The 24,538-nt window shown below is 57.4% G+C and carries 23 protein-coding genes, 1 pseudogene and 1 riboswitch; of the genes and pseudogenes, 12 read left to right on the forward strand and 12 right to left on the reverse strand.

Annotated elements, in window-relative coordinates; genetic code table 11:
* Positions 1 to 19: 19 nt before the first annotated feature.
* From apaG to AC1XYH_RS00880, 5 genes are read right to left on the reverse strand one after another with little or no spacing between them, the layout of a single operon-like run.
* Complete coding sequence (gene apaG, locus AC1XYH_RS00860) at positions 20 to 403, reverse strand: Co2+/Mg2+ efflux protein ApaG (protein WP_483324791.1); 384 nt, start codon at positions 401 to 403, stop codon at positions 20 to 22.
* A complete protein-coding gene (gene rsmA, locus AC1XYH_RS00865; RefSeq protein ID WP_483324792.1) occupies positions 400 to 1,209 on the reverse strand; it encodes a 16S rRNA (adenine(1518)-N(6)/adenine(1519)-N(6))-dimethyltransferase RsmA in 810 nt (269 codons plus the stop codon). Before rsmA ends, apaG begins: the two co-directional genes overlap by 4 nt.
* Complete coding sequence (gene pdxA / locus AC1XYH_RS00870; RefSeq protein WP_483324793.1) at positions 1,206 to 2,198, reverse strand: 4-hydroxythreonine-4-phosphate dehydrogenase PdxA; 993 nt, start codon at positions 2,196 to 2,198, stop codon at positions 1,206 to 1,208. The genes rsmA and pdxA overlap by 4 nt, the downstream gene beginning before the upstream one ends.
* Positions 2,198 to 3,487: a peptidylprolyl isomerase gene (locus tag AC1XYH_RS00875; RefSeq protein WP_483324794.1), complete on the reverse strand. Its 1,290-nt coding sequence runs from the start codon at positions 3,485 to 3,487 to the stop codon at positions 2,198 to 2,200. The genes pdxA and AC1XYH_RS00875 overlap by 1 nt, the downstream gene beginning before the upstream one ends.
* Positions 3,477 to 6,212, reverse strand: a complete 2,736-nt coding sequence (locus AC1XYH_RS00880; protein ID WP_483324795.1) for an LPS-assembly protein LptD — start codon at positions 6,210 to 6,212, stop codon at positions 3,477 to 3,479. Before AC1XYH_RS00880 ends, AC1XYH_RS00875 begins: the two co-directional genes overlap by 11 nt.
* 185 nt (positions 6,213 to 6,397) lie before the next feature.
* On the opposite strand from AC1XYH_RS00880, the gene AC1XYH_RS00885 reads away from it, so the two are divergent.
* The 3 genes from AC1XYH_RS00885 to djlA are packed head-to-tail and all read left to right on the forward strand — an operon-like array spanning position 6,398 to position 8,874.
* Positions 6,398 to 7,414, forward strand: coding sequence for an aminoglycoside phosphotransferase family protein (locus AC1XYH_RS00885; RefSeq protein ID WP_483324796.1), 1,017 nt, complete (start codon positions 6,398 to 6,400; stop codon positions 7,412 to 7,414).
* Positions 7,411 to 8,076 (forward strand): N-acetylmuramate alpha-1-phosphate uridylyltransferase MurU, encoded by a 666-nt coding sequence (gene murU, locus AC1XYH_RS00890; RefSeq protein ID WP_483324797.1) that lies wholly within the window; start codon positions 7,411 to 7,413, stop codon positions 8,074 to 8,076. The genes AC1XYH_RS00885 and murU overlap by 4 nt, the downstream gene beginning before the upstream one ends.
* 3 nt (positions 8,077 to 8,079) lie before the next feature.
* The gene (gene djlA, locus AC1XYH_RS00895; protein WP_483324798.1) at positions 8,080 to 8,874 is read left to right on the forward strand and encodes a co-chaperone DjlA; all 795 of its coding nucleotides are present in this window, start codon (positions 8,080 to 8,082) and stop codon (positions 8,872 to 8,874) included.
* Here djlA and AC1XYH_RS00900 read toward each other — a convergent pair.
* Positions 8,848 to 9,852, reverse strand: a complete 1,005-nt coding sequence (locus AC1XYH_RS00900) for a DUF3530 family protein (RefSeq protein ID WP_483324799.1) — start codon at positions 9,850 to 9,852, stop codon at positions 8,848 to 8,850. The genes djlA and AC1XYH_RS00900 overlap by 27 nt on opposite strands.
* 107 nt (positions 9,853 to 9,959) lie before the next feature.
* Here AC1XYH_RS00900 and rpe point away from each other — a divergent pair, with 107 nt between their 5' ends.
* From rpe to AC1XYH_RS00940, 8 genes are all read left to right on the forward strand, one after another.
* A complete protein-coding gene (gene rpe, locus AC1XYH_RS00905) occupies positions 9,960 to 10,634 on the forward strand; it encodes a ribulose-phosphate 3-epimerase (RefSeq protein ID WP_483324800.1) in 675 nt (224 codons plus the stop codon).
* A 1-nt stretch (position 10,635) separates the two neighbouring features.
* Positions 10,636 to 11,316 carry a phosphoglycolate phosphatase gene (locus tag AC1XYH_RS00910; protein WP_483324801.1) on the forward strand — a complete coding sequence of 227 codons (681 nt, stop codon included), beginning with the start codon at positions 10,636 to 10,638 and terminating at the stop codon, positions 11,314 to 11,316.
* A gap of 180 nt (positions 11,317 to 11,496) precedes the next feature.
* Positions 11,497 to 12,975, forward strand: a complete 1,479-nt coding sequence (gene trpE / locus AC1XYH_RS00915) for an anthranilate synthase component I (RefSeq protein WP_483324802.1) — start codon at positions 11,497 to 11,499, stop codon at positions 12,973 to 12,975.
* Between the two features lie 12 nt (positions 12,976 to 12,987).
* Entirely contained in the window at positions 12,988 to 13,584 is a 597-nt protein-coding gene (locus AC1XYH_RS00920; protein WP_483324803.1) for an aminodeoxychorismate synthase component II, read from the forward strand.
* 20 nt (positions 13,585 to 13,604) lie between these two features.
* The gene (gene trpD / locus AC1XYH_RS00925) at positions 13,605 to 14,651 is read left to right on the forward strand and encodes an anthranilate phosphoribosyltransferase (RefSeq protein WP_483324804.1); all 1,047 of its coding nucleotides are present in this window, start codon (positions 13,605 to 13,607) and stop codon (positions 14,649 to 14,651) included.
* Positions 14,648 to 15,442, forward strand: coding sequence for an indole-3-glycerol phosphate synthase TrpC (gene trpC, locus AC1XYH_RS00930; RefSeq protein WP_483324805.1), 795 nt, complete (start codon positions 14,648 to 14,650; stop codon positions 15,440 to 15,442). The genes trpD and trpC overlap by 4 nt, the downstream gene beginning before the upstream one ends.
* 157 nt (positions 15,443 to 15,599) lie before the next feature.
* Complete coding sequence (locus AC1XYH_RS00935; protein WP_483324806.1) at positions 15,600 to 16,169, forward strand: cytochrome b; 570 nt, start codon at positions 15,600 to 15,602, stop codon at positions 16,167 to 16,169.
* A gap of 1 nt (position 16,170) precedes the next feature.
* Positions 16,171 to 16,746, forward strand: coding sequence for a YceI family protein (locus AC1XYH_RS00940; RefSeq protein ID WP_483324807.1), 576 nt, complete (start codon positions 16,171 to 16,173; stop codon positions 16,744 to 16,746).
* 208 nt (positions 16,747 to 16,954) lie between these two features.
* On the opposite strand, the pseudogene AC1XYH_RS00945 reads toward AC1XYH_RS00940, so the two are convergent.
* The 5 genes and pseudogenes from AC1XYH_RS00945 to ahcY form a co-directional block, all read right to left on the reverse strand.
* Positions 16,955 to 18,478, reverse strand: a pseudogene (locus tag AC1XYH_RS00945) (DEAD/DEAH box helicase); the annotation flags it as partial.
* 219 nt (positions 18,479 to 18,697) lie between these two features.
* The gene (locus AC1XYH_RS00950) at positions 18,698 to 19,438 is read right to left on the reverse strand and encodes a substrate-binding periplasmic protein (RefSeq protein WP_483324808.1); all 741 of its coding nucleotides are present in this window, start codon (positions 19,436 to 19,438) and stop codon (positions 18,698 to 18,700) included.
* 59 nt (positions 19,439 to 19,497) lie between these two features.
* On the reverse strand, positions 19,498 to 20,238 hold the full coding sequence (locus tag AC1XYH_RS00955) for a substrate-binding periplasmic protein (RefSeq protein WP_483324809.1): 741 nt from the start codon (positions 20,236 to 20,238) through the stop codon (positions 19,498 to 19,500).
* Between the two features lie 20 nt (positions 20,239 to 20,258).
* Positions 20,259 to 21,107 (reverse strand): methylenetetrahydrofolate reductase [NAD(P)H], encoded by an 849-nt coding sequence (gene metF / locus AC1XYH_RS00960; RefSeq protein WP_483324810.1) that lies wholly within the window; start codon positions 21,105 to 21,107, stop codon positions 20,259 to 20,261.
* Positions 21,108 to 21,198: 91 nt separating this feature from the next.
* A complete protein-coding gene (gene ahcY, locus AC1XYH_RS00965; RefSeq protein WP_483324811.1) occupies positions 21,199 to 22,608 on the reverse strand; it encodes an adenosylhomocysteinase in 1,410 nt (469 codons plus the stop codon).
* A gap of 20 nt (positions 22,609 to 22,628) precedes the next feature.
* A riboswitch (S-adenosyl-L-homocysteine riboswitch) is annotated at positions 22,629 to 22,711 on the reverse strand.
* Positions 22,712 to 22,814: 103 nt separating this feature from the next.
* Here ahcY and AC1XYH_RS00970 point away from each other — a divergent pair.
* Positions 22,815 to 23,276, forward strand: coding sequence for a c-type cytochrome (locus tag AC1XYH_RS00970; RefSeq protein WP_483324812.1), 462 nt, complete (start codon positions 22,815 to 22,817; stop codon positions 23,274 to 23,276).
* Between the two features lie 77 nt (positions 23,277 to 23,353).
* On the opposite strand, the gene metK is transcribed toward AC1XYH_RS00970, so the two are convergent.
* Positions 23,354 to 24,538 (reverse strand): methionine adenosyltransferase, encoded by a 1,185-nt coding sequence (metK, locus tag AC1XYH_RS00975; protein WP_483324813.1) that lies wholly within the window; start codon positions 24,536 to 24,538, stop codon positions 23,354 to 23,356.

Genomic DNA, 24,538 nt, shown 5'->3' on the forward strand with positions numbered 1-24,538 from the left:
CGGTATCTATTTACTCGATTCAGTTTAATGCGTTGGGTTTGGCCAGCCGAAAGCGATCTATCTCGGCAACAAACTGATGGCCGTCGCTGGCGCGCATGTCATAACTGCCTTCCATGGTGCCCACTGGCGTGTCCAACAGGCAGCCGCTGGTGTAGGTATGGCTGGCGCCGGGCGCTATGGTTGGCTGCTCGCCGACCACCCCAGGGCCCTGCACTTCCTGTACTTTGCTGTTGCCATCGGTGATCAACCAGTGACGACTGAGCAACTGTGCAGGTAACACGCCCTGGTTGGTAATCGTGATGGTGTAAGCGAAGGCGAAGCGCTCAGCGTTTGGGTCGGACTGCTCGCGTAGATAGCGTGTTTGCACGCTGACTTCGATGGCGTAGGTGTCGGCTTTGGTCATGATGAGGATGCCTCCAGTCGAGCCAAGTGGTTTGCCAGCCGCACGAACCCGCCCAGGTCAACTTGTTCTGGGCGAATGCCTGGGTCGAGCCCTTCGGCTTCGATCTGCTCAGCAGTGAGCAGCGGCTTGAGTGTGTTGCGCAGGGTTTTTCGACGCTGATTAAAAGCTTCACGCACCAGGTTTTCAAGGATTTTCACGTCGTCTGCCGGGTGTGGCAAGGTGGCGTGCGGCGTTAAGCGCACAATCGCAGAGTCAACTTTGGGTGCGGGTTTGAAAGCGCCTGAGCCGACATCAAACAGATGCTCTACGGTGCAGTGGTATTGCACCATGATACCCAGACGGCCGTAATGGTTCATGCCCGCAGTGGCGGCCAGTCGTTGCACCACTTCCTTCTGCAGCATGAAGTGCATGTCGCCAACACAGTGAGACTGCGCCAGTAAATGAAACATCAACGGCGTGGAAATATTGTAGGGCAGGTTGCCGACGACGCGTAGCTTGCGCTCATCGGTGGCCAGTTGGCTGAAATCAAACTTGAGTGCGTCACCCTTGTGCAGTTTAAAGCGCTCATTAAAGCCGAATTGGCCCATCAAAATAGGGTGCAAGTCGTGGTCAAGTTCAACCACGTCCAGCTGCGCTCCGCTGGCCAGTAGACCGGAGGTGATAGCGCCCTGCCCTGGACCGATCTCGACCAGATGGTCGCCTTCACGGGGCGCGACGGCCCGGATGATGCGATCAATCACGCCGGCATCGTGCAGGAAGTTTTGGCCAAAACGCTTGCGCGCCTTATGTTGCGGAAACTGATTCATAGTGCTCTCCGAGCGTCGATCATTTGCGCGGCAGTGGTCAGCGCGACCAAGAGGCTGCCGGCATCTGCTTTGCCGGTGCCAGCCAGATCCAGCGCGGTGCCGTGATCGACGGAGGTGCGAATAATTGGCATGCCCAGGGTGATATTCACTGCCTGGCCAAAACCCTTGTGTTTGAGTACTGGCAAGCCCTGGTCGTGATACATGGCAAGTACCGCGTCAGCCTGGTCCAGGTGCTTGGCTGTAAACAAGGTGTCCGCCGGCAACGGTCCGATAAGGTTGATGCCTTGGCTGCGCAGGGCATTCAAAGCGGGAATGATGATGTCCAGTTCTTCGCGCCCAAGGTGGCCATCTTCGCCGGCATGTGGATTCAGGCCACAGACCAGAATACGCGGTGCGGCAATACCGAATTTGCTGATCAGATCGCTGTGCAGAATGCGGATAACTCGCTCCAGCAACGGACCCGTGATGGCGTCTGCAACGGCGCGCAACGGCAGGTGTGTGGTGGCCAGTGCGACCCGCAGACCGGGGCAAGCTAGCATCATCACTACCTGCTCGGTATGGGTCAGCTCGGCAAAGAATTCGGTATGCCCGGAAAAGGGAACGCCGGCTTCGTTGATGATACCTTTGTGTACCGGTGCGGTAACCACTGCCGCAAAGTTGCCAGACAAGCAGCCCTCACCCGCAAGGCGCAGGGTGTTGAGCACGTACTCAGCGTTGCGGCTGTCCAGCTGGCCTGCTTGGCAGGGCGCTGCCAGAGGTACGGGCAGCACGTGTAGCTGCCCGGCAGCCTGGGGTACTGCGATGGCGTCAGGGTCGTAGATGGACAGCTCTATTGGAAGCCCGAGCAACGCAGCTCGACTGCGCAGCAGTTCGGGGTCGGCGATCACCACGCGTTGCAGAGTGCTGGGTTGCTGAGCTATCTGGATACAGAGATCGGGACCGATACCCGCCGGCTCACCGGCGGTTATCGCGAGGCAGGGCTGGCTCACTAGATCTTGGTCTCGACGTAAGCTTCGTCGCGAATTTTTAACAGCCAGGACTGCAGTTCTTCTTCGTACTTGCGGCTCTGGATCAGGTTCCTGGCTTGCTGTTCGCGCATCTCATCGGTCATGTCGACCTCACGCTCGCCGGTTACTTCCAGAATGTGCCAGCCGTATTGGCTTTGGAATGGCACCGAGACCTGGTTCTCCGGAAGGCTGGTCATTACCTCAGCGAACTCTGGCGCCAGTGCGTCGGCGGTAACCCAGTTCAGGTCGCCACCATTGAGCGCGCTGCCCGGATCTTCTGAATAGGATTTAGCCAGTTCAGCGAAGGATTCACCTGCCGCAATGCGATCATACAAACGCTGGCTCAGCTGAGCCGCTTCGCCTTCAGAGCGTATTTCACTGGGCTTGATCAGGATGTGGCGGACGTTAAATTCCTGCACCAGCTGACCTTCACCGCCGCGCTTCTCGAGTAACTTGAGAATGTGGAAGCCCGCAGGCGAGCGCATTGGTTGAGTGATCTGACCTATGTCCAACTGACTGACGGCGTTGGCGAATGGGCCTGGCAGTTGTGCTGCCTTGCGCCAGCCTAACTCACCGCCTTCCAGTGCTGTGTCGCCCGCAGAGCGGCTGGCGGCCAGGGTGTTGAAGTCAGCGCCCTGGTTCAGTTGCTGGTAAATGTCGCCTGCAGCCTTGGCTGCTTTCTCGACGTCTGCCGGGCTCGCGCTTTCTGCCAGCGGCAACACAATCATGGCCAGGCGGAAGTCCGCTGAGGTCTGATATCTGCCGACTTCTGAACTGAGAAAGTTGCGCACTTCTTGATCAGTAACCTGAATGGTGTCGCGTACGCGGCGCTGACGCACTCGGTTGATGATCATCTCGCGACGAATTTGTTCACGTGCCTGGTTGTAGCTAATGCCGTCGCGTTCGAGGGCGGCGCGGAATTGATCCAGGGTGACATTGTTGCGAGCGGCGATTTGCTGCATGGCCTGATTCAGGGCGCCATCGTCGATACGGATACCGGCGCGTTCGCCCATTTGCAGCTGAATGCTTTCGAGTACCAGGCGATCAACCACTTGTGATTGCAGCTGATCTTCGGGCGGCAGCTCTGTGCCGTTTTGGCGCAACTGCTGACGAACTGCCTGTATGCGCTCTTTTACCTGACTCACCATGACCACGTCGCTGTCGACGATGGCCGCAACCCGGTCCAGAGGTACAACTTCGGCCTGAGCGGCAGTGCCGAACAGCATGGCAGCGCACAGGCTGAAGACGGCCGGTATAAACTTACAATGCATTATTTTCACGCTCTCTATAGCCTGGGATTCCATCGTCGAGAAGACTGTCGACGTCGTTGCCGGTCACGCTGCCAAGGCCCTTGAGGACGATTTGCAGGAAGATACCGCGATTGGTTTCGTCCTGAGCGACCGATTCAAACTCGTTGTAGTCGACCCAGTAGCGGTTGACTACGCGCAGCTTCCAACAGCAGCTGTCGTATTCCAGACCACCGAATGCTTCAAGGGTTCGATCTTCGGCGAAGTCATGCTGCCAGCGGCCGATGACGCTCCATTGTGGGCCTAGTGGCCACATAAACGACATGTCGGACTGATCAATGCGCTGGTCGGCGTCGCGATCAAAGCTACCGGTCAACGCGTTGAAGGTGTTGATGTTGTTGCGGTAGCGGTAGCCCATATTGAGTATCTTGCGCGGCTCGGGCTGGTAGTTAGCCATCAAGCTACCGGCGTCATTGGCACTGTCATCCGGATCCCAAAGCGCATCGGCATTCAGGCGCCAAGCATCGCTGACTTTATACATCAACTCGCCCGCGTAGGCTGACGATGAAGAGGTGTCAGCTTCCGGCGCGGTACCGTCCGGCTCTAGCAGCTGGACGTTGCGGTCGCGAAAGTAGAACACCTGGCCAAAGCTGCCACGGGCTCGCTCGCTACCATCATTTTCCAGCGCGCGACTGGTTACACCAAGCGACAGCTGGTTGGCGTCGCCCACACGGTCGTTGCCGCTGAAGCGGTCGTCGCGGAATAGCGAGTTATAGCTGAAGGTGTTTTCGTTGGTATCGAATAACGGCTGATCGTTTTGGTCTTCATCCGGTGCATACAAATAGAAGGCTCGCGGCTCCAGCGTCTGGCGCAGGCTGTTACCGAACCAGTTGGTTTGGCGGTCGAAGTACAGACCGCCGTCCAGGCTCGCGACCGGAATGGTGCTTGATGGCGTGGTGTTAGCGCCAGCGTAGTCAAAGCCATCAGTTTGGGAGTCGAAATCAAGGTCGTAATAGGTCGACTGGGTACGCACGCTGGGAGTAACAAAGGCCCAGTTGTTGCGCCACGGATAGCTCAGACTGGGGCTGACGCTGACGCGGTGACCAGTAGCCCGCTGTAGGCCAACCAGGTTTTCGTCGGGCGTCAAAATGGGATTGCCCAAGCTGTCGAACTGGATGCCGTCTTGGCCGGTGATGAAGCCGCTATCCAGATCACGATCAAAATACGTGTATTCGGCTTTGTAGCCAAAGCGCAGGCCGGAGTTACCTAGCCAGTCCGCTCCATCGAGGCGCAATTGTGGCAAGCGCTCGTAGGGAGTCAGCGATGTAATGGTCGCTAGCTCGTAGCCGTGTACCGCCGCATTAAAGCGCCAGCCGTCACCACGGTAGGTAACGCCTGCGCGCTGATCAACGTAGGTATCGCTGCGTACGTCGAGCGCTGAGTTCAGGTCTTGAAAGTAGAAAGGATCGCTGATGTCGGTGTAGTCGACTTCAGTGCTCCAGCGGCTACTCAAGCCGCCTTGATGCTGCCAGCCATACAGCCAGCGGTTTTCATCGTATTTTGTGTCGTTCAGGTAGGCAGCAGAAACGCTGCCTGCATTGTCTGGCTTAAGGTAGCGGAATTCGCCTTCCAGCTGCATGCCGCGCTCAGACATATATCGCGGGTAAATAGTGGCGTCATAATCGGGGGCGATATTGATGTAGTACGGCGTCTCGATCTCGGTGCCGTTGTCGGTCGAGTGGCTGAACGAGGGTGGCAGCAGACCGGTATGACGACGGTCATCCAGGGGGAAATAGATGTAAGGGGTATAGAAGACCGGTACGTCTTTGACCTTAAGGGTTACGTGTTTTGCTTCGCCCCAGCCCTTTTCACGGTCCAGCTCAATGTCTTTGCTGTGCAGCGACCAAGTGTTTTGGCCCGGCTCGCAGGTGGTGTAGCTACCGTTAGTCATGACAATTACTGCGTCATCACGGCGCAGCAATTTTTCCGCGTCGCCGCGGGCCCCTGCCTCGTGCACTACATACTGCACGTTGTCGATGCGAGTTTCGCCATTGTCGATACGCATGCTGGCTTGGTCGCCCAGTACCAAAACGCCTTGGTCGCGCAATCGCACATTGCCTTTTAGCTGCGCGCTACTATTAGTCTGATCAAAGCTTGCTTGATCAGCGCTGGCCTGCAGGCGGCCTTGGCGTAGTAGAACGTCGCCTTCCAAAACGCCAGTCTGGCTGCCTTGTTCAAATCGACTTGAGTCAGCAGAAGCTTGTACCGGCAGCTGATCAAAGGGCGTTTCGTCATCACGACCGCTGCGCTCAGGCTCCACGTAGGTGCCGCCGCAGTACGGCGCGATAGCCGCCTGCTGTTCGCTAGTCAGTTGTTCGCGTGGCACCCAGTCGAGTTGGCTGAACTCATTAACACGGGGTGCGGTCACGGCAGCTGCGGTAACTGCCGGCGCTGCGATGCCGACGGGTGCGTTGCTGACCGGTGCGGGGGCAGGCGTGGTTTGTGGCGGTCTTGGCGGCAATTCGCCGCGCGGCTGCATGGGTTCGCAGCTCCAGCTGGTGCCGCTGGCGCTGCACCGTACCTGTTCGGCAGCAACCGCACTGATAGGCTGAGCAAGCAGCAAGGAGCTGGCGAGCAGCATGGGAAACGAAGAGCGAAACGGAGGAGTTCGGTAGGCCATTATGTAATTATCCGGGCTTCCAGTCGGTGCGTGCTCGCGCGCCTTGTGCGAGGAGATAGCAATCTGCATGCTGTGTCTGTCCAGCAAGATACCGGATAATAAAGCATAGGGCGCCGCCAGAGCTAGGAAACCTCGGAAAAAGACCTCAGTCTAAGGAACGGTAATGGGGCGGGGCGACTCGATAAAGAATAGTTGACGGCAATTAAGGTGGCTATTGGGCACAACCTGGTGGCTGCGATGAGAAAAGAGCGAAAATGGATATAAGAACCACGCAATTGCAAAAATGGCTGCCTGGCGCGCTCGCAGAGGGCTTCGCTCAGATGAATTGGGGGGCTGTGTGCGAAGGTACGCTGGCTCCAGCTAGTGCGGATGCAAGCTTTCGGCGCTACTTTCGTTGGCAGGCGGGTGAACGCAGCCTGATTGTGATGGATGCGCCGCCCGAGCATGAAGACAGTGCGCCTTTTGTGCGCATCGCCGGCTTGTTACAGGACGCTGGCGTGAGAGTGCCGCGGATACTGGCCAGTGATTTGGGGCAAGGCTTTCTGTTGCTGGAAGATATGGGCAGTCGAACTTATCTGCAGAGTATTGAGGCTGGCGTCACTGTGCAGCAGCTGGAACAGATGTTTAACGCTGCGATCGAGGCACTGATACGTTGGCAGCTGGCTAGCCGCCCTGGCGTGCTGCCGCCCTACGATGGGGCGGTGCTGCAGCGCGAACTCGCGTTATTCCCAGACTGGTATGTGGCGCGCGAGCTGGGCCGCGAGTTTACCGAGCAGCAGCAGTCTTGCTGGCAGCAGCTGCAGATGCTGTTGTTGGACAGTAATTTGGGTGAAGCGCAGGTCTTCGTACATCGGGACTACATGCCGCGCAATTTAATGACCGCCCAGGGCGAGCCGGGTGTGTTGGATTTTCAGGACGCACTCTATGGTCCTGCAAGCTATGACGCCACCTCGCTGTTTGCCGATGCGTTTTTTAGCTGGACTCCAGCAGAGCGCACGGCGTGGCTCACGCGCTATTGGACGCAGGCGAATGCTGCTGGCGTGCCGGTGCCGCAGACGCTGGATCTGTTTCTCGATCAGGCGCGTTTGATGGGCGTGCAGCGCCATCTGAAGGTTCTGGGTATCTTTGCGCGTATTTGTCATCGCGATGGCAAGCCGCATTACTTGCAGGATGCACCGCGTTTTATTGGCTATTTACGCGATGCTTGCGCCGAAGATGGTCGTTTGCGGCCATTACAGCAATTGCTCGACAGTTTGGGTCTGCAGGCATGAAGGCAATGATTCTTGCAGCCGGAAAAGGCGAGCGGATGCGCCCGCTGACCTTGCGTATACCTAAACCCCTGCTGCCGGTTGCGGGTAAACCACTGATCCAGTGGCATATCGAAGCGCTGGCGTGTGCGGGCGTGCGCGAGCTGGTTATTAATCACGCCTGGCTTGGTGAGCAGTTACAGCAATATTGTGAAGATGGCAGCAAATTTGGTGTGCAGATTCAATGGTCTGCAGAAGATGAAGCGTTGGAGACCGGTGGTGGGATTCGTAAGGCGCTGCCGCTGCTGGGCGATGGACCTTTCATTCTGGTTAATGGCGACATCTGGTCCCGCTATGATTTCGCTGCGCTGACGTTGCCGCAAGGCAAGCTGGCGCACCTGGTGCTGATTGCCAACCCTGCGCATCACATACAAGGTGACTTTATGCTGAAAGACGGCCTGGTCAGCAATCCCGCGCCGGGCGAGACCGGCCTGACCTACAGCGGTATTGCAGTGCTGCACCCCGCGTTGCTGGCAGAGCAACCGGTTGCGGCGTTCAAGCTGGCACCGCTGTTGCGCGTGGCCGCGGAGCAAGGGTTGGTTAGTGGCGAGTTTTTTGCTGGAGACTGGATTGATGTGGGTACGCCGCAGCGTCTTGCCGACGCTGACCGGCTGGCGGCGGGTTAGCTTATGCTCTGGCCAGTGACGGTACTCGGCACGGTGGTGGGAAGCCTGGCGGGGGGCGTGCCAGGTGCGCTGCTCGGTGCAGTGCTAGGGCATGCGCTGGACAGGCATTGGCGGTTGCGCCGTTGGAGTGACTTGTCGAGTAAGTTGGGTGAGTTACGCGGGCGCAGTACACGCTTCGAGTATGTGCTGTTTTTGTGCATGGGGCGGCTGGCGCGAGCCAATGGTCGCGTGACGCCAGCGCATCTACAGCTGGCGCGGGATTTGATGCACCAATATCGGTTGGATGAGTCGGCGCGTTTAGCCGCGATGCACGACTTCAACGCCGGTAAAAACGCGGGGCCAGAGTTGACTCGGTTAGTGCGCACATTTTGCCGCCGCGAGCCGGGCAGGGCTGCTGAGCTATTGGATTGCTGTTGGCGGATGGCCTTGTTGCCAGGGCAGTTGAGCGCTGATGCACGCGTGCTACTGGATGCTTGGTCGAGCAAGGCGGGCGTCGGCAACGCCGAGCAGCAACGCATGCATCAGAAACACCAGCAGCATCAACGCCAGCGCAGCCCGGCGCGGCCGCCGGTTGCCAGTCACGATCGTTTGCACCAAGCGGCAGCGCTGCTGAAGGTTGAGCTGGATGATAGTCCTGAGCAGATCAAGCGCGCCTATCGCCGGCAGCTGAGCAAGCACCACCCGGATAAGCTGATTGCTCGGGGGGCTGGTGAGTCGCAGCTATCCGGTGCCGGAGAGCAAATTCACCGTATCCAAGAGGCTTACGAAACGTTAAGGCGTTATCGCGGGTTTCGGTGAGGCGCCGACTTCAGTCGTTTGATTGAGCAAGCGTCGCTCCAACCAGCCCTGTAAGCGTTTACGTAGCATGTCGTCAGCGAGCATAGAGTCCCGCAGGTAGTCGATATCCCATTGTTGATACAGGTTGTGGCCGGTGCGCCGGGCAATACGCTGATGTTCTGTGCCCTGAATGGCGCCTTGTGGGCTGCCAGCATTGAAGAGCTCAAGCAACGGCTTGTCCCACTTTTCCAGCAGCAAGTTGATGTTCGGTTGCCCTTCAATGCCTGGGTCTTTGGGTTTGAATAAAATCAGCGCCTGCGGAGGTTGGCCGCTGGCTGGCGGGCTGGCGGCACGCAAGGCCCAGTAACCCGCTTCGGAGCGCGCGATGATGGTGATGTGTTCATTGCCCTCTGCTGCAAGCACTTGCCAAGCTGCTTGGATCAATTGCATGGCGCGGGTGGCATAGTCAGGATCGCTGTTGGCTGGTTTCAATTCTGGTGTGGGTGGCTGGTCCGGCTGGTTGTCTGCCGCTTGCAGCCCTTGTTCTTCCTCACTCAGCTCATCATCCGGTGTGTCCGCTTGGTTATCTTCGGCTGGAGGGTTGGGCGGGCTGTCTGATGCGCCCGATGAATCAGGCAAGCTGATCGATAGTGTATTCCAGCCTGCATCGCTTAATTGACGTCTTACCGGCGCAATCAGCTCCGGCCAATCAGCGTGCTCGCCCGGCCCGGCAATCAGCAACACGCCGCCGAGCGCCTCAGGGCGTGCAGCTGGGAGAAACAGGCCGAGTTGCGATTCACCATGAAAGTCCAGTTGTCGTTGCTCTTCGGTCGGTAACTTGCGCTCTAGTGCTTGCTCGTAAAGGGCGCTGCGCGTGGGTGCATCTACACGGGTGTTCGGCTCGACGGCTTCTGGGGCAGCGTCAGCTTCGGTTTCGGGCGTTTGCGCCTGGGCGTGGAAGGGCAGCAACAGGGCGAATAAAAGCAGCGTGGCGCGCATTCAGAGGAGTCCTTTTACGGTGTCGATTTGAGTATAACAGCGCAGCTGCAGCGCGCTTGGGGTAAACTGGCCGGCATTTCCTATCGTTGCCGCAGCTGAGGTTTGCTATGCCAGATTACGCCATTGCCCCTTCCATCTTGTCCGCTGATTTCGCGCGTTTGGGCGCAGAAGTCGACAAAGTATTGGCTGACGGTGCGGATATCGTGCATTTCGATGTGATGGACAACCATTACGTGCCAAATCTGACCATCGGCCCCATGGTTTGCTCGGCGCTACGCAAATACGGCATTACAGCCCCCATAGATGTGCATTTGATGGTCAAGCCGGTGGATCGCCTGATCGGTGATTTTCTTGAGGCCGGTGCCTCTTACATTACTTTTCATCCTGAAGCGTCGGAGCATGTTGACCGCTCACTGCAGTTGATCAAACAGGGTGGCGCAAAAGCTGGCCTGGTGTTCAATCCAGCCACTTCACTGGATGCGTTGAAGTATGTAATGGACAAGGTCGACATGGTGCTGTTGATGAGCGTTAACCCCGGTTTTGGTGGGCAGAAGTTTATTCCAGGCACGCTCGACAAGTTACGCGAGGCCCGCGCGCTGATTGATGCCAGTGGCCGCGATATTCGTCTGGAGATCGACGGCGGCGTCAATGTGGATAACATTCGTTCGATTGCCGAGGCCGGTGCCGACACCTTTGTGGCCGGTTCTGCGATTTTCAATGCCCCGGATTACAAGGCAGTGATTGATCGCATGCGCAGCGAGTTGGCCCAGGTCGCACGCTGAGATGCAGGCTTTACGGCAACTGTTCGGTGGCGACCTTCCGCAGGTGGTTATGTTTGATCTGGATGGCACCCTGATGGACTCGGTGCCAGACCTGGCCGCAGCGGTAGACCAGATGCTGGCGCTGCGTGGCCGTCCCCCCGCATGTATAGAGCGCGTGCGTGACTGGGTCGGCAACGGCGCGGCGATACTGGTACGCCGTGCGCTAGCCGGCAGTATGCAGCATGCTGGTGTGGATGAGCATGAGGCGGAGTCTGGCCTTGCTGATTTCCTGCGTTGTTACGCGGGTGATCATTCCCGCACGCGGCTTTATCCCGGTGCCGCCGAACTGTTGTCGGCCTTGCGTGCAGGCGGCGTTAAGCTGGCGCTAGTCACCAATAAGCCAGAGCGCTTTTTACCCGAACTCTTGGCGGATAAAGGCTTGGCCGACAGCTTCGACTGGTTGGTAGGCGGCGATACGCTGCCCACGCAAAAGCCTGATCCTGGTGCGCTGTTCTGGGTGTTGCAGCAAGCGGGTGTTAGCGCTGCTCAGGCACTCTTTGTGGGCGACTCGCGCAGTGATGTAAGAGCGGCGAAAGCGGCTGGTGTGCCGGTAGTCGCGGTCAGTTATGGCTACAACCACGGCGAGCCCATTGCAGCGGAAAACCCTGACTTGCTGGTTGATTCACTTGATGCGCTCATATAGTCTTGCTGCGTTATCCCTTCTGATAGATGGATCAGCCGTGTTTGTCAGCAACCGCAAACTGATGAGAGTTATCAAGGCGCTCGCCCGCTGGCGTTGGCGTGTCTGATGTGCGCTCGCCTGCGTAATACGCGGGCACCCCTGGTTTGTGTGTGACAACAATTTTTGCCCATGAGGCTGATCATGACTCAAGACGAATTCCTTCGCCTGGCTGCCCAGGACTACAACCGCGTACCCGTAGTGCGCGAAGTACTGGCCGACCTTGAAACCCCGCTGTCTACCTACCTGAAACTGGCCGATGGTGCTTACTCCTATCTGCTGGAGTCGGTGCAAGGCGGCGAAAAGTGGGGTCGTTACTCAATCATTGGCTTGCCAGCGCGTACCGTGCTGCGGGTGGATGGCCATACCGCCACCGTGTTGACCGATGGTGTCGAGCAGGAGCGTCATGAATGCGCTGACCCGCTGGCCTTTGTCGAAGAGTTCAAGGCGCGTTATCGGGTGCCCTCAATCCCCGGCTTGCCACGTTTCAATGGCGGACTGGTTGGTTATTTCGGCTATGACTGCGTGCGTTATGTCGAGCCACGTCTGGCCAATAGCGTTAACCCGGATACCTTGGGTACCCCGGATATTTTGTTGATGGTCTCAGATGAGGTTGTGGTGTTCGACAACCTTGCCGGCAAGCTGCACGCCATCGTGCTGGCGGATCCTGCACAGGCGGATGCCTTTGCGCAGACCAATGCACGTCTTGATCAATTGCTGGAACAGCTGCGCCAACCGATGCAGCCGCGCAAGCTGCTCGATCTAAATGCCTCCGTTGACATGGAAATGGACTATCGCGCGAGCTTCACCCGCGAGGATTACGAGCGCGCTGTAGACACGGTGAAAGAGTATATTTTGGCCGGTGATTGCATGCAGGTTGTGCCGTCGCAGCGTATGAGCATCGATTTCAAGGCTGAGCCTATTGATCTGTATCGTGCGCTGCGCAGTCAGAACCCCACGCCTTATATGTACTTCTTCAACTTTGGCGATTTCCACGTAGTGGGTAGTTCGCCTGAAGTGCTGGTGCGGGTGGAAGAGGGCGAGGTGACTGTTCGCCCGATTGCCGGTACTCGCCCGCGCGGCGCGACCGAAGAGGAAGATCTGGCGCTTGAGCAAGACTTGCTGTCGGACGCCAAAGAGATTGCCGAACACTTGATGCTGATCGATCTGGGCCGTAACGATGTGGGCCGCGTGGCGGAAATTGGCAAGGTGCAGCTGACCGAAAAGATGGTTATCGAGCGCTACTCTAACGTGATGCACATCGTTTCTAACGTGCAGGGCGAGCTCAAAGCTGAGTTGAACGCGATGGACGCTCTGCGCGCGATTTTACCGGCCGGTACATTATCTGGCGCGCCAAAAATACGCGCCATGGAAATCATTGATGAGTTGGAGCCGGTCAAGCGCGGCGTATACGGCGGCGCGGTCGGTTACTGGGCTTGGAATGGCAATATGGATACCGCGATTGCGATCCGCACTGCGGTAATCAAGAACGGCGAGCTACATGTGCAGGCCGGTGGTGGGATTGTTGCCGACTCGGTGCCAGCACTGGAGTGGGAAGAAACCATCAACAAGCGCCGCGCCATGTTTCGCGCCATCGCACTCGCCGAACAAGCCGCCCGGTAAAGGAGCAATACCATGCTGTTAATGATCGATAACTACGACTCCTTTACCTATAACGTGGTGCAGTATCTGGGCGAACTGGGTGCTGAAGTGAAGGTCATCCGCAACGATGAGCTGACGCTGGCCGAGATTGAAGCGCTGGCGCCAGAGCGCATCGTGGTATCGCCGGGCCCTTGCACGCCGAATGAGGCAGGCGTATCGGTCGCGGTGCTTAAACACTTTGCCGGTAAACTGCCGATTCTCGGTATTTGCCTAGGTCATCAGAGTATTGGTCAGGCCTTCGGTGGTGATGTGGTGCGTGCTCGCCAGGTCATGCATGGCAAGACCAGCCCGGTCTACCACCAAAGCCTGGGGGTTTTCGCGGGCCTCAATAATCCACTCACGGTAACTCGCTATCATTCGTTGGTGATCAGTCGCGAAACCTTGCCTGATTGCCTGGAGCTGACGGCTTGGACGCAGGATGATGGGGGCAACGTGGATGAAATCATGGGTGTGCGCCATCGTGAGTTCATGATTGAGGGAGTGCAGTTCCACCCCGAATCTATCCTTTCAGATCAGGGCCACGAACTACTGGATAACTTTCTCAAGCAGCAGGGCGGCCTGCGCGGCTGACAGCGAGCATAGGAGCATTTATGGACATCAAGACAGCGCTCAGCAAGGTAGTTGATCAGCTCGACCTGAGTACCGAAGAGATGCAGGACGTCATGCGCCAGATCATGACGGGTCAGTGTACCGATGCACAGATCGGTGGTTTTCTAGTCGCCCTGCGGATGAAAAGTGAAACGCTCGATGAGATCACTGGCGCCGCCATGGTCATGCGTGAGCTGGCAGCAGGTGTCACCATTGATGCTGAGCGCCTGGTAGATACCTGCGGTACTGGCGGCGATGGCGCCAACATTTTCAATGTTTCCACCGCCGCTGCGCTGGTAGTCGCTGCAGCGGGTGGCAAAGTTGCCAAACACGGAAATCGCGCGGTTTCCGGTAAGAGCGGCAGTGCCGATCTGCTGGAAGCGGCGGGGGTCAATCTGGATCTCACGCCTGAGCAAGTGGCGCGTTGTGTCGAGACCGTGGGTGTTGGTTTTATGTTTGCACCAGCTCATCACGGGGCAATGAAGCACGCGATTAACCCCCGTCGCGAGCTGGGGCTGCGCACTATTTTCAACATGCTGGGGCCGATGACCAACCCGGCTGGCGTCAAGCATCAGGTGATTGGCGTTTTTACCCAGACCCTTTGCCGGCCGATTGCCGAAGTGCTCAAGCGTCTCGGTAGCGAGCATGTGCTGGTAGTGCACTCTAAAGATGGGTTGGATGAGTTGAGTCTGGCTTCCACCAGCCACATAGCCGAACTGAAAGATGGTGAAGTGCGTGAGTATGAAGTCAGTCCCGAAGAGCTGGGCATCAAGAGCCGTAGCCTGATTGGTCTCACTGTTGAAGATCCGCTGGCTTCGCTGGCACTGATTCGCGATGCGCTCGGCAAGCGCACCACCGAAGCAGGTGACAAAGCCGCAGATATTATTATCTTGAATGCCGGCGCAGCGCTCTACGCGGCGGATCACGCCACCTCTTTGCAAGAAGGTGTCAAGCTGGCCTCCGATGCACTTTATTCGGGGTTGGCACGGGAAAAGCTCAACGAGCTGATCGCCTTTACCGAGGTGTTTAGAGAGGAGGCCGCGCAATGAGTGTGCCGACGATTTTGCAGAACATTGTCGCCCGCAAGCATGAAGAAGTGGCCGAGCGCAGCGCGCGCGTATCGCTGCAGGAACTAGAACAACAGGCGGCTTCGGCACCAAGCACGCGTGGGTTTGCTGCTGCGTTGCAGAGCCGAGCCAGTGCCCGCAAGGCGGCGGTCATCGCCGAAATTAAAAAGGCCTCCCCTAGCAAAGGTGTGCTGCGCGAAAACTTTGATCCCGCTGCGATTGCGCTCAGTTACGAGGAGGGTGGTGCTGCTTGCCTGTCAGTGCTCACCGATGTGGACTTCTTTCAGGGCCATGATGAGTATCTACAACAGGCGCGCAATGCCTGCTCGTTGCCGGTTATCCGCAAGGATTTCATGGTTGATCCCTATCAGGTGGTAGAAGCCCGTGCTCTGGGCGCCGACTGTATTCTGCTGATTGTGTCTTGCCTGGATGATGTGCAAATGAGCGAATTGGCCGCCACCGCGCGGCAGCAAGGGCTGGATATATTGGTTGAGGTGCATGATGCAGCTGAACTGGAGCGCGGCCTCAAATTGGATACGCCGTTGATAGGTATCAATAATCGTAACCTGCATACCTTTGAGGTGACGCTGGACACCACTCTTGAGCTTCTGCCACAAATTCCCAAGGGTAAGACGCTGATCACTGAGAGCGGTATTTTGCATCGTACCGACGTAGAGTTGATGCTGGCCCATGATGTGTACGGATTTTTGGTGGGGGAGGCCTTCATGCGTGCCGGTGACCCTGGGCATGAACTGAAAAGATTATTCTTCTAGCCTGCCCCTCGGGCTGCTAAAAACCTCCCCGCGCGCAGGCGCCGGGAGGTTTTTTGTAGCTGAAACATAAGGAAACCTGATGCTTTAGAACCAAATATTGCGCTTTTTGTCTCTATCTCTCGATGGGATCATGCGTGTTAATGAATTGGAGCCAGTCATGCCTTTGCGAAACACCGCCCACCGTTATGGCTGGATCAGCATTTTTCTGCACTGGTTGATGGCGATTGGCGTGTTTGCGCTGGCCGCATTGGGTCTGTGGATGACAGATCTGACCTACTACAGCCCCTATTACACGAGTGCGCCTTTCTGGCACAAGAGCATAGGTCTGCTGTTAGCCGCGCTACTGGTATTGCGCTTGGGTTGGCGGCTGGCCAATCTTAAATTAGAGGCGGTCCCTGGGCATAAGCCATGGGAAATCGCCCTGTCCGCGTGGGTACACCTGCTGTTGTATCTGTTGCTGGGCATTATCGTGATGAGTGGCTATCTGATTTCGACGGCTAAAGGACAGGGCATCAGCTTGTTCGGTTGGTTCGAGGTACCAGCGCTGGTTACCGGGCTGCCTGAACAGGCGGATCGGGCTGGTGCAGTGCATTACTGGATGGCGATGGGAGTACTCGGGCTGGTGGCCTTGCATGCGCTAGGCGCTTTCAAGCACCACCTGCTGGATCGTGACGATACATTGCGCCGCATGCTGGGCATGCGGCTTAAAAACGCCAAGGAGAGTTAGTATGAAAAAGACATTTGCAGGGTTGGCACTGGGTGGTTTGATGGCGCTGTCGGGTTCATTGCAGGCAGCGGATTACGTTATAGATCAACAGGGGCAACACGCCTCGGTCAATTTCAAAATTAGCCACCTGGGCTACAGCTGGATCTATGGGCGCTTCAACGATTTCAGCGGCAACTTCAGCTGGGATGCGGATAAGCCAGAAGCCAGTGCAGTCAAGGTCAGCATCAACACTACCAGCGTAGACTCCAATCACGCTGAGCGTGACAAGCACCTGCGCAGTGATGATTTCCTGAATGTTGGCGCACATCCTACAGCGACATTTGAGTCTACCAAAGTTGAAATGACGGGCGACGATACAGCTAATATTACCGGTAACCTGATGCTCAATGGCGTCACTAAACCGGTCGTATTGGATGCCAAGTTTATCGGCGAAGGCGAGGACCCCTGGGGTGGCTATCGCGCTGGTTTCTCTGGCACCACCACGCTGGCGCTGAAGGATTTTGATATTTCCATGGACCTGGGACCTGCGTCACAGGAAGTTGAGCTAATCATCACTGTTGAAGGTGTGCGTCAGTAACCTCCCCCAGGTTTTTTATGTTGTGCTCGGGCCTCTTCGGAGGCCCTTTTTTTTATGCATTTTGGCCGAGTTAGCAAAAAAACACGTCTGCTCTGGCCGCAGGTTCGCATTTATGAGCCAACAAAAAAGGGGCCGAAGCCCCTTTTGTTAAACGATTAACCCTTAGGTTTTAGCGTGGCCCGAGTAAAGCTGGCTTCTCACGCTGTGGTCCGCGGCTGTTGGGTCCACGGCTGTTTGGCTTGCGCGCCGGGCGGTCCTGTGTGGCGGGTTCGGCGCGATTGCCGTTGGCCTGGCGACGACGCTCGAGGGTCACTGCATCCTCCGGCTCTCTTGATACATGAGCAGGGCGCTTGGGTCCGCGTGGGCGTTCGGTGCGGGGTTTGTCATTGCGACCCTGACCACGACCTTGGCCGGCACCTGCACCTGCACCTGCACCAGAGCCAGTGCTCTTACTGGCGCCCTGTCCGGCACCCTGGCTACGGCCGTTGCTGCTACCGTTGCTGGCACTGCGCTGTTGGTTGCGACCGGTGCTAGGGCTGCCGCGCGGACGCTCTGGGCGATCACTGTTGAGCTCGGCTTGCGCTGGTGGCTCAAAGCCCTCGAGCGTGCCTTCTTCGATGCGCTGCTTGGTCATGCGCTCGATGGCGCGCAGCAGCTTGTCTTCGTCCGGGGCGACTAGCGATACCGCTTCACCGCTGCGGCCGGCACGGCCAGTGCGGCCGATGCGATGCACATAGTCTTCGGAGACGTTAGGCAGCTCGAAGTTGATGACGTGCGGCAGTTGATCGATGTCGAGACCGCGAGCGGCGATGTCGGTGGCGACCAGAATGCGCAGCTTGTTGGCTTTGAAGTCAGCCAGTGCCTTGGTACGGGCGCTCTGACTCTTGTTGCCGTGGATGGCGGCTGATGGCAGGCCGTTCTTGTCGAGGTACTCGGCCAGACGGTTGGCGCCATGCTTGGTGCGGGTGAAGATAAGCACTTGCTCCCACGCACCCATGGTGATCAGGTGAGCAGCCAGCGCGCGCTTGTGACCAGCCGCTACGCGGTAGACTTTTTGATTGATCCGCTCAACGGTAGAGTTCGGCGGCGTGACCTCAATGCGTGCTGGGTTATTTAGCAGCTTGTTGGCCAGGTCGGTGATGTCTTTAGAGAAAGTGGCCGAGAACAGCAGCGTTTGACGCTTGCCGGGCAACTTGGCGATGACTTTCTTTACGTCATGTACAAAGCCCATGTCGAGCATGCGGTCGGCTTCGTCAAGCACCAATACTTCTACCTTGGAGAGGTCAACTGCACGCTGACCGACCAGATCCAGTAGGCGGCCAGGGCAGGCGACCAGTACGTCCAGACCCGGAGCAATGGCTTTCATTTGCGGGTTGGCGCCGACGCCGCCAAACACACAGGCGGATTTCAGAGGTAGTTCAGAAGCGTAGGCGCGGATGCTGTCATGCACCTGTGCAGCCAGTTCACGGGTTGGCGTCAAAACCAGTACGCGTACCTGCTTGGATGCGCGTTGGTGGCCCGCGTCCGGGTGACCGGCCGGGAATAGGCGCTCAAGAATCGGTAGTGCAAAGCCGGCGGTTTTGCCGGTGCCGGTCTGCGCGGCAACCATAAGGTCGCGGCCTTCGAGTACGGCAGGAATAGCTTGCGCCTGAACAGGCGTGGGCTTGGTATAACCGGTGGCTGCAACCGCGCGCACGAGTGCGTCGGACAGGCCCAAGGAAGCAAAGGACATTCAGATAACCTTGTGATGGCCGTTGCGAACAGACAGGTAACAACCGGATTCCTGCGAGCTGGTGTCAGGGTGACACTGCCCGCCAAGGGGTTGCATACCTGCCGCTTGTCCGTGCGGCCTGGAATGAAGGGGCGTGAGTATAACAGAAAGCGTGTTGCGACACAGCCCAGCCTGCTCAGCGGTTGTGTTGCCCACCAAAAAGCCTGGCACCGGCGGTTCTCAGCGTTCACTGAGGCCGTAACGCTGGAGTATCTGTAGATACTCATTGCTGCCCTTGAAGGTGCTTAATGCAGTGCTGAAACGCTCGGACAGCTGGCGAAGTTCAGGTGTTTGATGGAATGCCAGAAACAGCGGCCCACTGCTGACCACCAATGGATGGTGGTCGATCTTGTCTTCTAGCGCCAGCTGGCGCAGCGTGAACAGCCCGGCGCGTTTGTTCATCATCACCATGTCAATACGACCAAGCATTAGCATCGACAGGCACGCCTGCGCAGAAGCTGTGGGCTCGCGGCTAAAGTAATCTGCGCTCATGAACTCTGGGTTACCGTAAACATAGCCGGCTGATACACCGACTTTCAGCCCTTTTAGATCATGCAACTCGGTAAAGCGGTGTGGACGATCCTTGCGATAAAAGAGTACGGACTCGCTGATGGAGAGTGGCTCAGAGGAGAAAATGTATTCTTGTCGGCGCTGTGGGTTTGGGGATATATCGAGGATGGCGTCGGCGCGGCCGATTGAGGTGTTATAGAGTGCGCGGCGCCAAGGCATTAGTCGCCAACGGGCTTGATAGCCCAGTTGGCTGAGCACACGGTTGGTGACCTCGTAATCCACGCCGCGCAGTTGTCCGCGGTCTTCGTAGATATAGGGCGGCCATGCCTCACTGACAATATCCAAAGGCTCCGCTAATGCACAGCGGCACATCAGTAGCGGGAACAGGAACAGCCAGAGTTTTGCTTTCATTGAGTCAGTCTAGCCTGCTTATGGGCTGTAAAAATAGCCTCTGTGGCAGGCTTTAGACGCTAGTTTTCCGATTCTTGCAGGCCGTACTTGGTCAGAATGCGCTGGTAGTTTTCACTGCCCTTGAATTGCGTCAGCTCAGCGCTGAAAGCCTGGCTCAGTTCGAGTTTGCCCTCGCCCCTATGGAAAGCCAGATAAAGCTTGCCGCTCCCTATGGGTTGGGGGTCGAAGCCGATTTGCTCTTGCAGGTTCAGTTGCTTGCGCACATGCAGACCCGCGCGACGGTCAACCACTGCTAGATCGATGCGCTGGCTGAGCAATTTCAGCAGGTTGGCTTCAATGCTCGGGGCGGCCTCGCGGGTAAAGTAATCAGCCGCCATGAACGCTGGACTGCCGTAGCTGTAACCGGGCGCGACACCGAGGGTGAGTCCGCGCAGGCTCTGCAGGTTATTGTAGGGATGCGGATGCTTGCGCGCATAGAACAGCACGGAGTCGTTGCGCGACAGATACTCAGCCGGAAAGATCAGCTGCTGGCGACGCGCGCTGGTTGGCAGTATGTCGAGAATGGCATCGGCGCGGCCGCTGCTGACGCTCAGCATGGCGCGCTTCCAGGGCACTAACTCCCACTCACTGCTGTGTCCTAACCGGGCGAGAACCTGCTGCACGGTTTCGTAGTCGATCCCGCGGAGCTCGCCGTCCTGCTCAAAGATGTAGGGCGCCCAGGCTTCGCTGACGACCTTGAGGTTGGTCGCCAGTGACAGTTCGGGTATAAGCAGCAATAGCAGAAAGAGTTGAGCACGCATTGCTGCAGTCTAGCCGTTAATCAGTTTGTGCGTAGGTTGCGCAGTATGTCGAGGCTAGGTTCGGCTTGGTTCAACGTATAGAAATGCAGGCCCGGCGCGCCACCTTCCAGCAGGCGTTCGCACATCTGGCTGATCACCTCGGTGCCAAATGCGCAGATGCTGTCACTGTCGTCGCCGTAGGCTTCCAGTTGCTTGCGAATCCAACGCGGAATCTCGGCACCACAGGCGTCGGAGAAGCGCGCTAGCTTGCTGTAATTAGTGATTGGCATGATGCCCGGTACTATGGGTATCTCGACTCCCGCTTTGCGCGCACGCTCGACAAAGTGAAAGTAGCAATCGGCGTTGAAAAAGTACTGGGTAATGGCGCTGTCGGCACCGGCCTGTACTTTGCGCACGAAGTTTTTCAGGTCGGCTTCAAAATGCTGAGCCTGTGGATGCGCTTCTGGGTAGGCGGCCACTTCGATAGTGAATTGATTGCCGGTTTCCCTGCGAATGAACTCGACCAGCTCGTTAGCGTAACGCAGCTCGCCGGAGGCCTGACCCATACCGGAGGGCAGGTCGCCACGCAGCGCCACAATGCGCTTGATGCCCGCTTCTTGGTACTCGCCGAGCAAAGTGCGAAGGTCTTCCAGTGAGTCGCCAACACAAGACAGGTGCGGCGCGGTGGCGACCTTTACTTCGCTATCCAGCTGCAGGACTGTTTTACGGGTGCGGTCGCGGGTAGATCCCCCGGCACCGTAGGTGACGGAGAAAAACTCCGGGTTTTCCGCAGCCAGCACATGGCCGGCTGCAATCAGCTTGGCATGTCCGGCATCGGTTTTGGTGGGGAAAAACTCGAAGCTGATCGGTTTGTTTAATGCTGTATTCATGGTGTGTCTCTTAATTCGAGCGGCAAACTGGCTCGTCAGGCCGCAGCTGCTATTAGCAGCGTACGGTCTGAAACAAGCGGTCTGCGGCTGATCAGTAGCGGTAGCTATCCGGTTTGAACGGGCCTTCCACTTCAACGCCAATGTAGTCGGCCTGGGTCTTGGTGAGTTTGGTGATCACGCCACCAAAGCCCTTGACCATTTCCAGTGCGACTTCTTCGTCCAGTTGCTTAGGCAAAACCTCAACGCGCAGGTGAGCGGTTTTTTCTGCAGCGCTGAAATTGGCAAAGCCCTGCTTGAACAGGTGAATCTGTGCCAGAACCTGGTTGGCAAATGAACCGTCCATGATACGGCTCGGGTGACCTGTCGCGTTGCCCAGGTTCACCAAACGGCCTTCGGCCAGCAGGATCAGATAGTCATCGTTGGTGGCGTCGAAGTTGTCCTTGCCGGTGCGGTGCAGCTTGTGAACCTGCGGCTTGACCTCTTCCCAGTGCCAGTTGGCGCGGGTATAGGCAGTGTCAATTTCGTTGTCGAAGTGACCGATATTGCAAACCACAGCGCGCTTTTTCAGTGCTTTGAGCATGTTAGCGTCGCAGACGTTGACGTTACCGGTTGTGGTCACGATCAAATCGATTCTGCCCAGTAAGTCGCGGTTGACGCTAGCTTCGCTGCCGTCGTTCAGGCCGTCAATGTAAGGTGAAGCCAGCTCGAAACCGTCCATGCAGGCTTGCATCGCGCAGATCGGATCGACTTCGGAGATCTTGACGATCATGCCTTCCTGGCGCAGTGACTGGGCAGAACCCTTGCCGACGTCGCCATAGCCGATAACCAGCGCTTGCTTGCCGGACAGCAGGTGGTCGGTGGCGCGCTTGATGGCGTCATTTAAGCTGTGGCGGCAGCCGTACTTGTTGTCGTTCTTGCTCTTGGTGACCGAGTCGTTGACGTTGATCGCGGGTACTTTCAAGGTGCCTTTTTTCAGCATGTCGAGCAGGCGGTGTACACCGGTGGTGGTTTCCTCGGTAACGCCGTGGATCTGCTCCAGCATGGCTGGGTATTTGTCGTGCAGGATCTGGGTTAGATCGCCGCCGTCGTCCAGCACCATGTTGGCTTCCCATGGCTGGCCATCTTTAAGAATGGTTTGCTCGATGCACCATTCATATTCTTCATCCGTCTCGCCTTTCCAGGCAAAGACTGGAACGCCGGCAGCGGCGATAGCGGCAGCGGCCTGATCCTGAGTCGAGAAAATGTTGCAGCTCGACCAGCGTACTTCAGCGCCTAATGCGACCAGCGTTTCGATCAGCACTGCGGTTTGGATGGTCATGTGAATGCAGCCAAGGATCTTGGCATTCTTCAGTGGCTGTTCGTCAGCATACTTGCGACGCATGGCCATCAGAGCCGGCATTTCCGACTCAGCGATGATGATTTCGCGGCGGCCCCAGTCGGCCAGTGACATATCGGCGACCTTGAAATCAGTGAAATTGGCAGTATTCATAGTGGCACTCATGTGGTTTCTCCATTCGTGGATGCGAATGGGCGCGGTTAAATGTCACATGCCCCGTGCGAGCCTGGCAGCCGCTGAATCGGCTGCTGCAGCGCCCCTCGCAGGGGTTCGAATTCTTCCAACCAAGGCTGCGCATGCAGCGCAGCCTTGGCCAGACCCAGTCAAGCAGCGATACTATCGCCCCTCATTTATAGCTGTCTGGATGAAACATGATTGTTGTTCCATACCGAAAATTCTTTGTCACCGCGCTGTTGGGCGCGGCGTTGGTCGGCTGCAGTAACGAAGCCGACCCCAATTCGCCCGAAGGCAAACGCCAGGCTGTGTTCAAACAAATGCTCAAACAGAGCGAACCCATGGGCGGCATGCTGTCTGATCGCCTGCCCTTCGATGGCAACATTTTTGCCGAGCATGCCAAAAAACTTGCTCAGCTAGCGGATCAACCTTGGTCTCACTTCCCTGAACCGGGCGAAGACCCTGAAACCAATCGTGCCAAGGCTGACATCTGGTCCGATCCTCAAGGCTTTGTCCACGCAATTGATACCTATAAAACCGCTGTGGTTGATCTCACTGATGCAACCCAGGGCGGTGTGAGCGGCCCTGCGCAGGTCTCGGATCAGCTTCGCGCGGTACAGCAAGCTTGCAAGGCTTGTCATGATACTTACCGCCGCTGATGGGTGGTAAGTATTAGCTCTAAACCGCACGTTAAAAGCCAGCCCTCTGCGTGAGCGAGTCCAGCTTGCCGCTGCCCTTAAACGCTAGCCTTTAAAGCCTCCGCCTTGTCCGTCTTTTCCCAAGGGAAGGTTGTAAAGGTGTCACCTTTGACAGTGACTTGCTCTGGCGTGCGACCGAAGTGACCATACGCGGCGGTAGCTCGGTACATTGGGTGCAGCAAATCCAGCATGCGCGTAATGGCGTATGGACGTAGGTCGAAATGCTCGCGAACCAGTTTAACGATTTTGTCGTCGCTGATCGTGCCGGTGCCGAATGTATTGATCGATACCGAGGTGGGCTGGGCTACACCAATAGCGTAGGAAACCTGAATCTCGCACTTGTCGGCCAGCCCGGCTGCGACGATGTTTTTGGCCACATAGCGACCGGCATAGGCTGCGCTGCGGTCAACTTTGGACGGATCCTTGCCGGAAAACGCACCGCCACCGTGACGGGCCATGCCGCCGTAAGTGTCGACGATGATCTTGCGGCCGGTTAGACCACAGTCGCCCACCGGGCCGCCGATCACGAATTTGCCGGTCGGATTGATGTGGTACTGGGTATCGGCATGCAGCAAGTCGGCGGGAATCACCTTCTTGACGATCTCTTCCATCACTGCTTCACGCAGGTCAGCCAGGCTGATCTCTGGGTTGTGCTGGGTAGATAGCACGATGGCGTCGATGCCCGTCACAATGCCATTTTCATAGCGGCAGGTGACCTGTGATTTGGCGTCCGGACGCAGCCAGTTAAGGGTGCCGTCTTTGCGCGCTTCGGCCTGGCGCTCGACCAGGCGGTGCGCAAAAGTAATGGGCGCGGGCATAAGCACGTCCGTTTCGTTGCTGGCGTAGCCGAACATCAGGCCTTGGTCGCCAGCGCCTTGATCTTCCGGCTTCTGCCGATCCACGCCTTGCGCGATATCCGGCGACTGCTTGCCAATGATGTTGATTACGCCGCAGGTATCAGCGTCGTAACCGACCTCGGAGGAGGTGTAGCCGATGTCTTTGATCACGCTGCGCACCAGATCTTCCAGATCAACCCAGGCCGTGGTGGTGATCTCGCCGCCAACGATGGCGACACCGGTTTTCACCATGGTTTCACAGGCTACGCGCGCGTACTTGTCCTCGGCGAGGATGGCATCCAGTACGGCGTCGGAAATCTGGTCGGCCAGCTTATCGGGATGACCTTCGGAAACCGATTCGGAGGTGAAAATCGAATAATCGCTCAT

This window comes from Pseudomonas sp. GW-45, from assembly GCF_056896675.1.

Bases quoted from the DNA above. Each gene is read 5' to 3' on its own strand.
- apaG (WP_483324791.1), bottom strand. From the start codon at position 403: ATGACCAAAGCCGACACCTACGCCATCGAAGTCAGCGTGCAAACACGC.
- rsmA (WP_483324792.1), bottom strand. From the start codon at position 1,209: ATGAATCAGTTTCCGCAACATAAGGCGCGCAAGCGTTTTGGCCAAAAC.
- AC1XYH_RS00875 (WP_483324794.1), bottom strand. From the start codon at position 3,487: ATGCATTGTAAGTTTATACCGGCCGTCTTCAGCCTGTGCGCTGCCATG.
- AC1XYH_RS00880 (WP_483324795.1), bottom strand. From the start codon at position 6,212: ATGCAGATTGCTATCTCCTCGCACAAGGCGCGCGAGCACGCACCGACT.
- AC1XYH_RS00885 (WP_483324796.1), top strand. From the start codon at position 6,398: ATGGATATAAGAACCACGCAATTGCAAAAATGGCTGCCTGGCGCGCTC.
- murU (WP_483324797.1), top strand. From the start codon at position 7,411: ATGAAGGCAATGATTCTTGCAGCCGGAAAAGGCGAGCGGATGCGCCCG.
- djlA (WP_483324798.1), top strand. From the start codon at position 8,080: ATGCTCTGGCCAGTGACGGTACTCGGCACGGTGGTGGGAAGCCTGGCG.
- AC1XYH_RS00900 (WP_483324799.1), bottom strand. From the start codon at position 9,852: ATGCGCGCCACGCTGCTTTTATTCGCCCTGTTGCTGCCCTTCCACGCC.
- rpe (WP_483324800.1), top strand. From the start codon at position 9,960: ATGCCAGATTACGCCATTGCCCCTTCCATCTTGTCCGCTGATTTCGCG.
- AC1XYH_RS00910 (WP_483324801.1), top strand. From the start codon at position 10,636: ATGCAGGCTTTACGGCAACTGTTCGGTGGCGACCTTCCGCAGGTGGTT.
- trpE (WP_483324802.1), top strand. From the start codon at position 11,497: ATGACTCAAGACGAATTCCTTCGCCTGGCTGCCCAGGACTACAACCGC.
- AC1XYH_RS00920 (WP_483324803.1), top strand. From the start codon at position 12,988: ATGCTGTTAATGATCGATAACTACGACTCCTTTACCTATAACGTGGTG.
- trpD (WP_483324804.1), top strand. From the start codon at position 13,605: ATGGACATCAAGACAGCGCTCAGCAAGGTAGTTGATCAGCTCGACCTG.
- trpC (WP_483324805.1), top strand. From the start codon at position 14,648: ATGAGTGTGCCGACGATTTTGCAGAACATTGTCGCCCGCAAGCATGAA.
- AC1XYH_RS00935 (WP_483324806.1), top strand. From the start codon at position 15,600: ATGCCTTTGCGAAACACCGCCCACCGTTATGGCTGGATCAGCATTTTT.
- AC1XYH_RS00940 (WP_483324807.1), top strand. From the start codon at position 16,171: ATGAAAAAGACATTTGCAGGGTTGGCACTGGGTGGTTTGATGGCGCTG.
- AC1XYH_RS00950 (WP_483324808.1), bottom strand. From the start codon at position 19,438: ATGAAAGCAAAACTCTGGCTGTTCCTGTTCCCGCTACTGATGTGCCGC.
- AC1XYH_RS00955 (WP_483324809.1), bottom strand. From the start codon at position 20,238: ATGCGTGCTCAACTCTTTCTGCTATTGCTGCTTATACCCGAACTGTCA.
- metF (WP_483324810.1), bottom strand. From the start codon at position 21,107: ATGAATACAGCATTAAACAAACCGATCAGCTTCGAGTTTTTCCCCACC.
- ahcY (WP_483324811.1), bottom strand. From the start codon at position 22,608: ATGAGTGCCACTATGAATACTGCCAATTTCACTGATTTCAAGGTCGCC.
- AC1XYH_RS00970 (WP_483324812.1), top strand. From the start codon at position 22,815: ATGATTGTTGTTCCATACCGAAAATTCTTTGTCACCGCGCTGTTGGGC.
- metK (WP_483324813.1), bottom strand. From the start codon at position 24,538: ATGAGCGATTATTCGATTTTCACCTCCGAATCGGTTTCCGAAGGTCAT.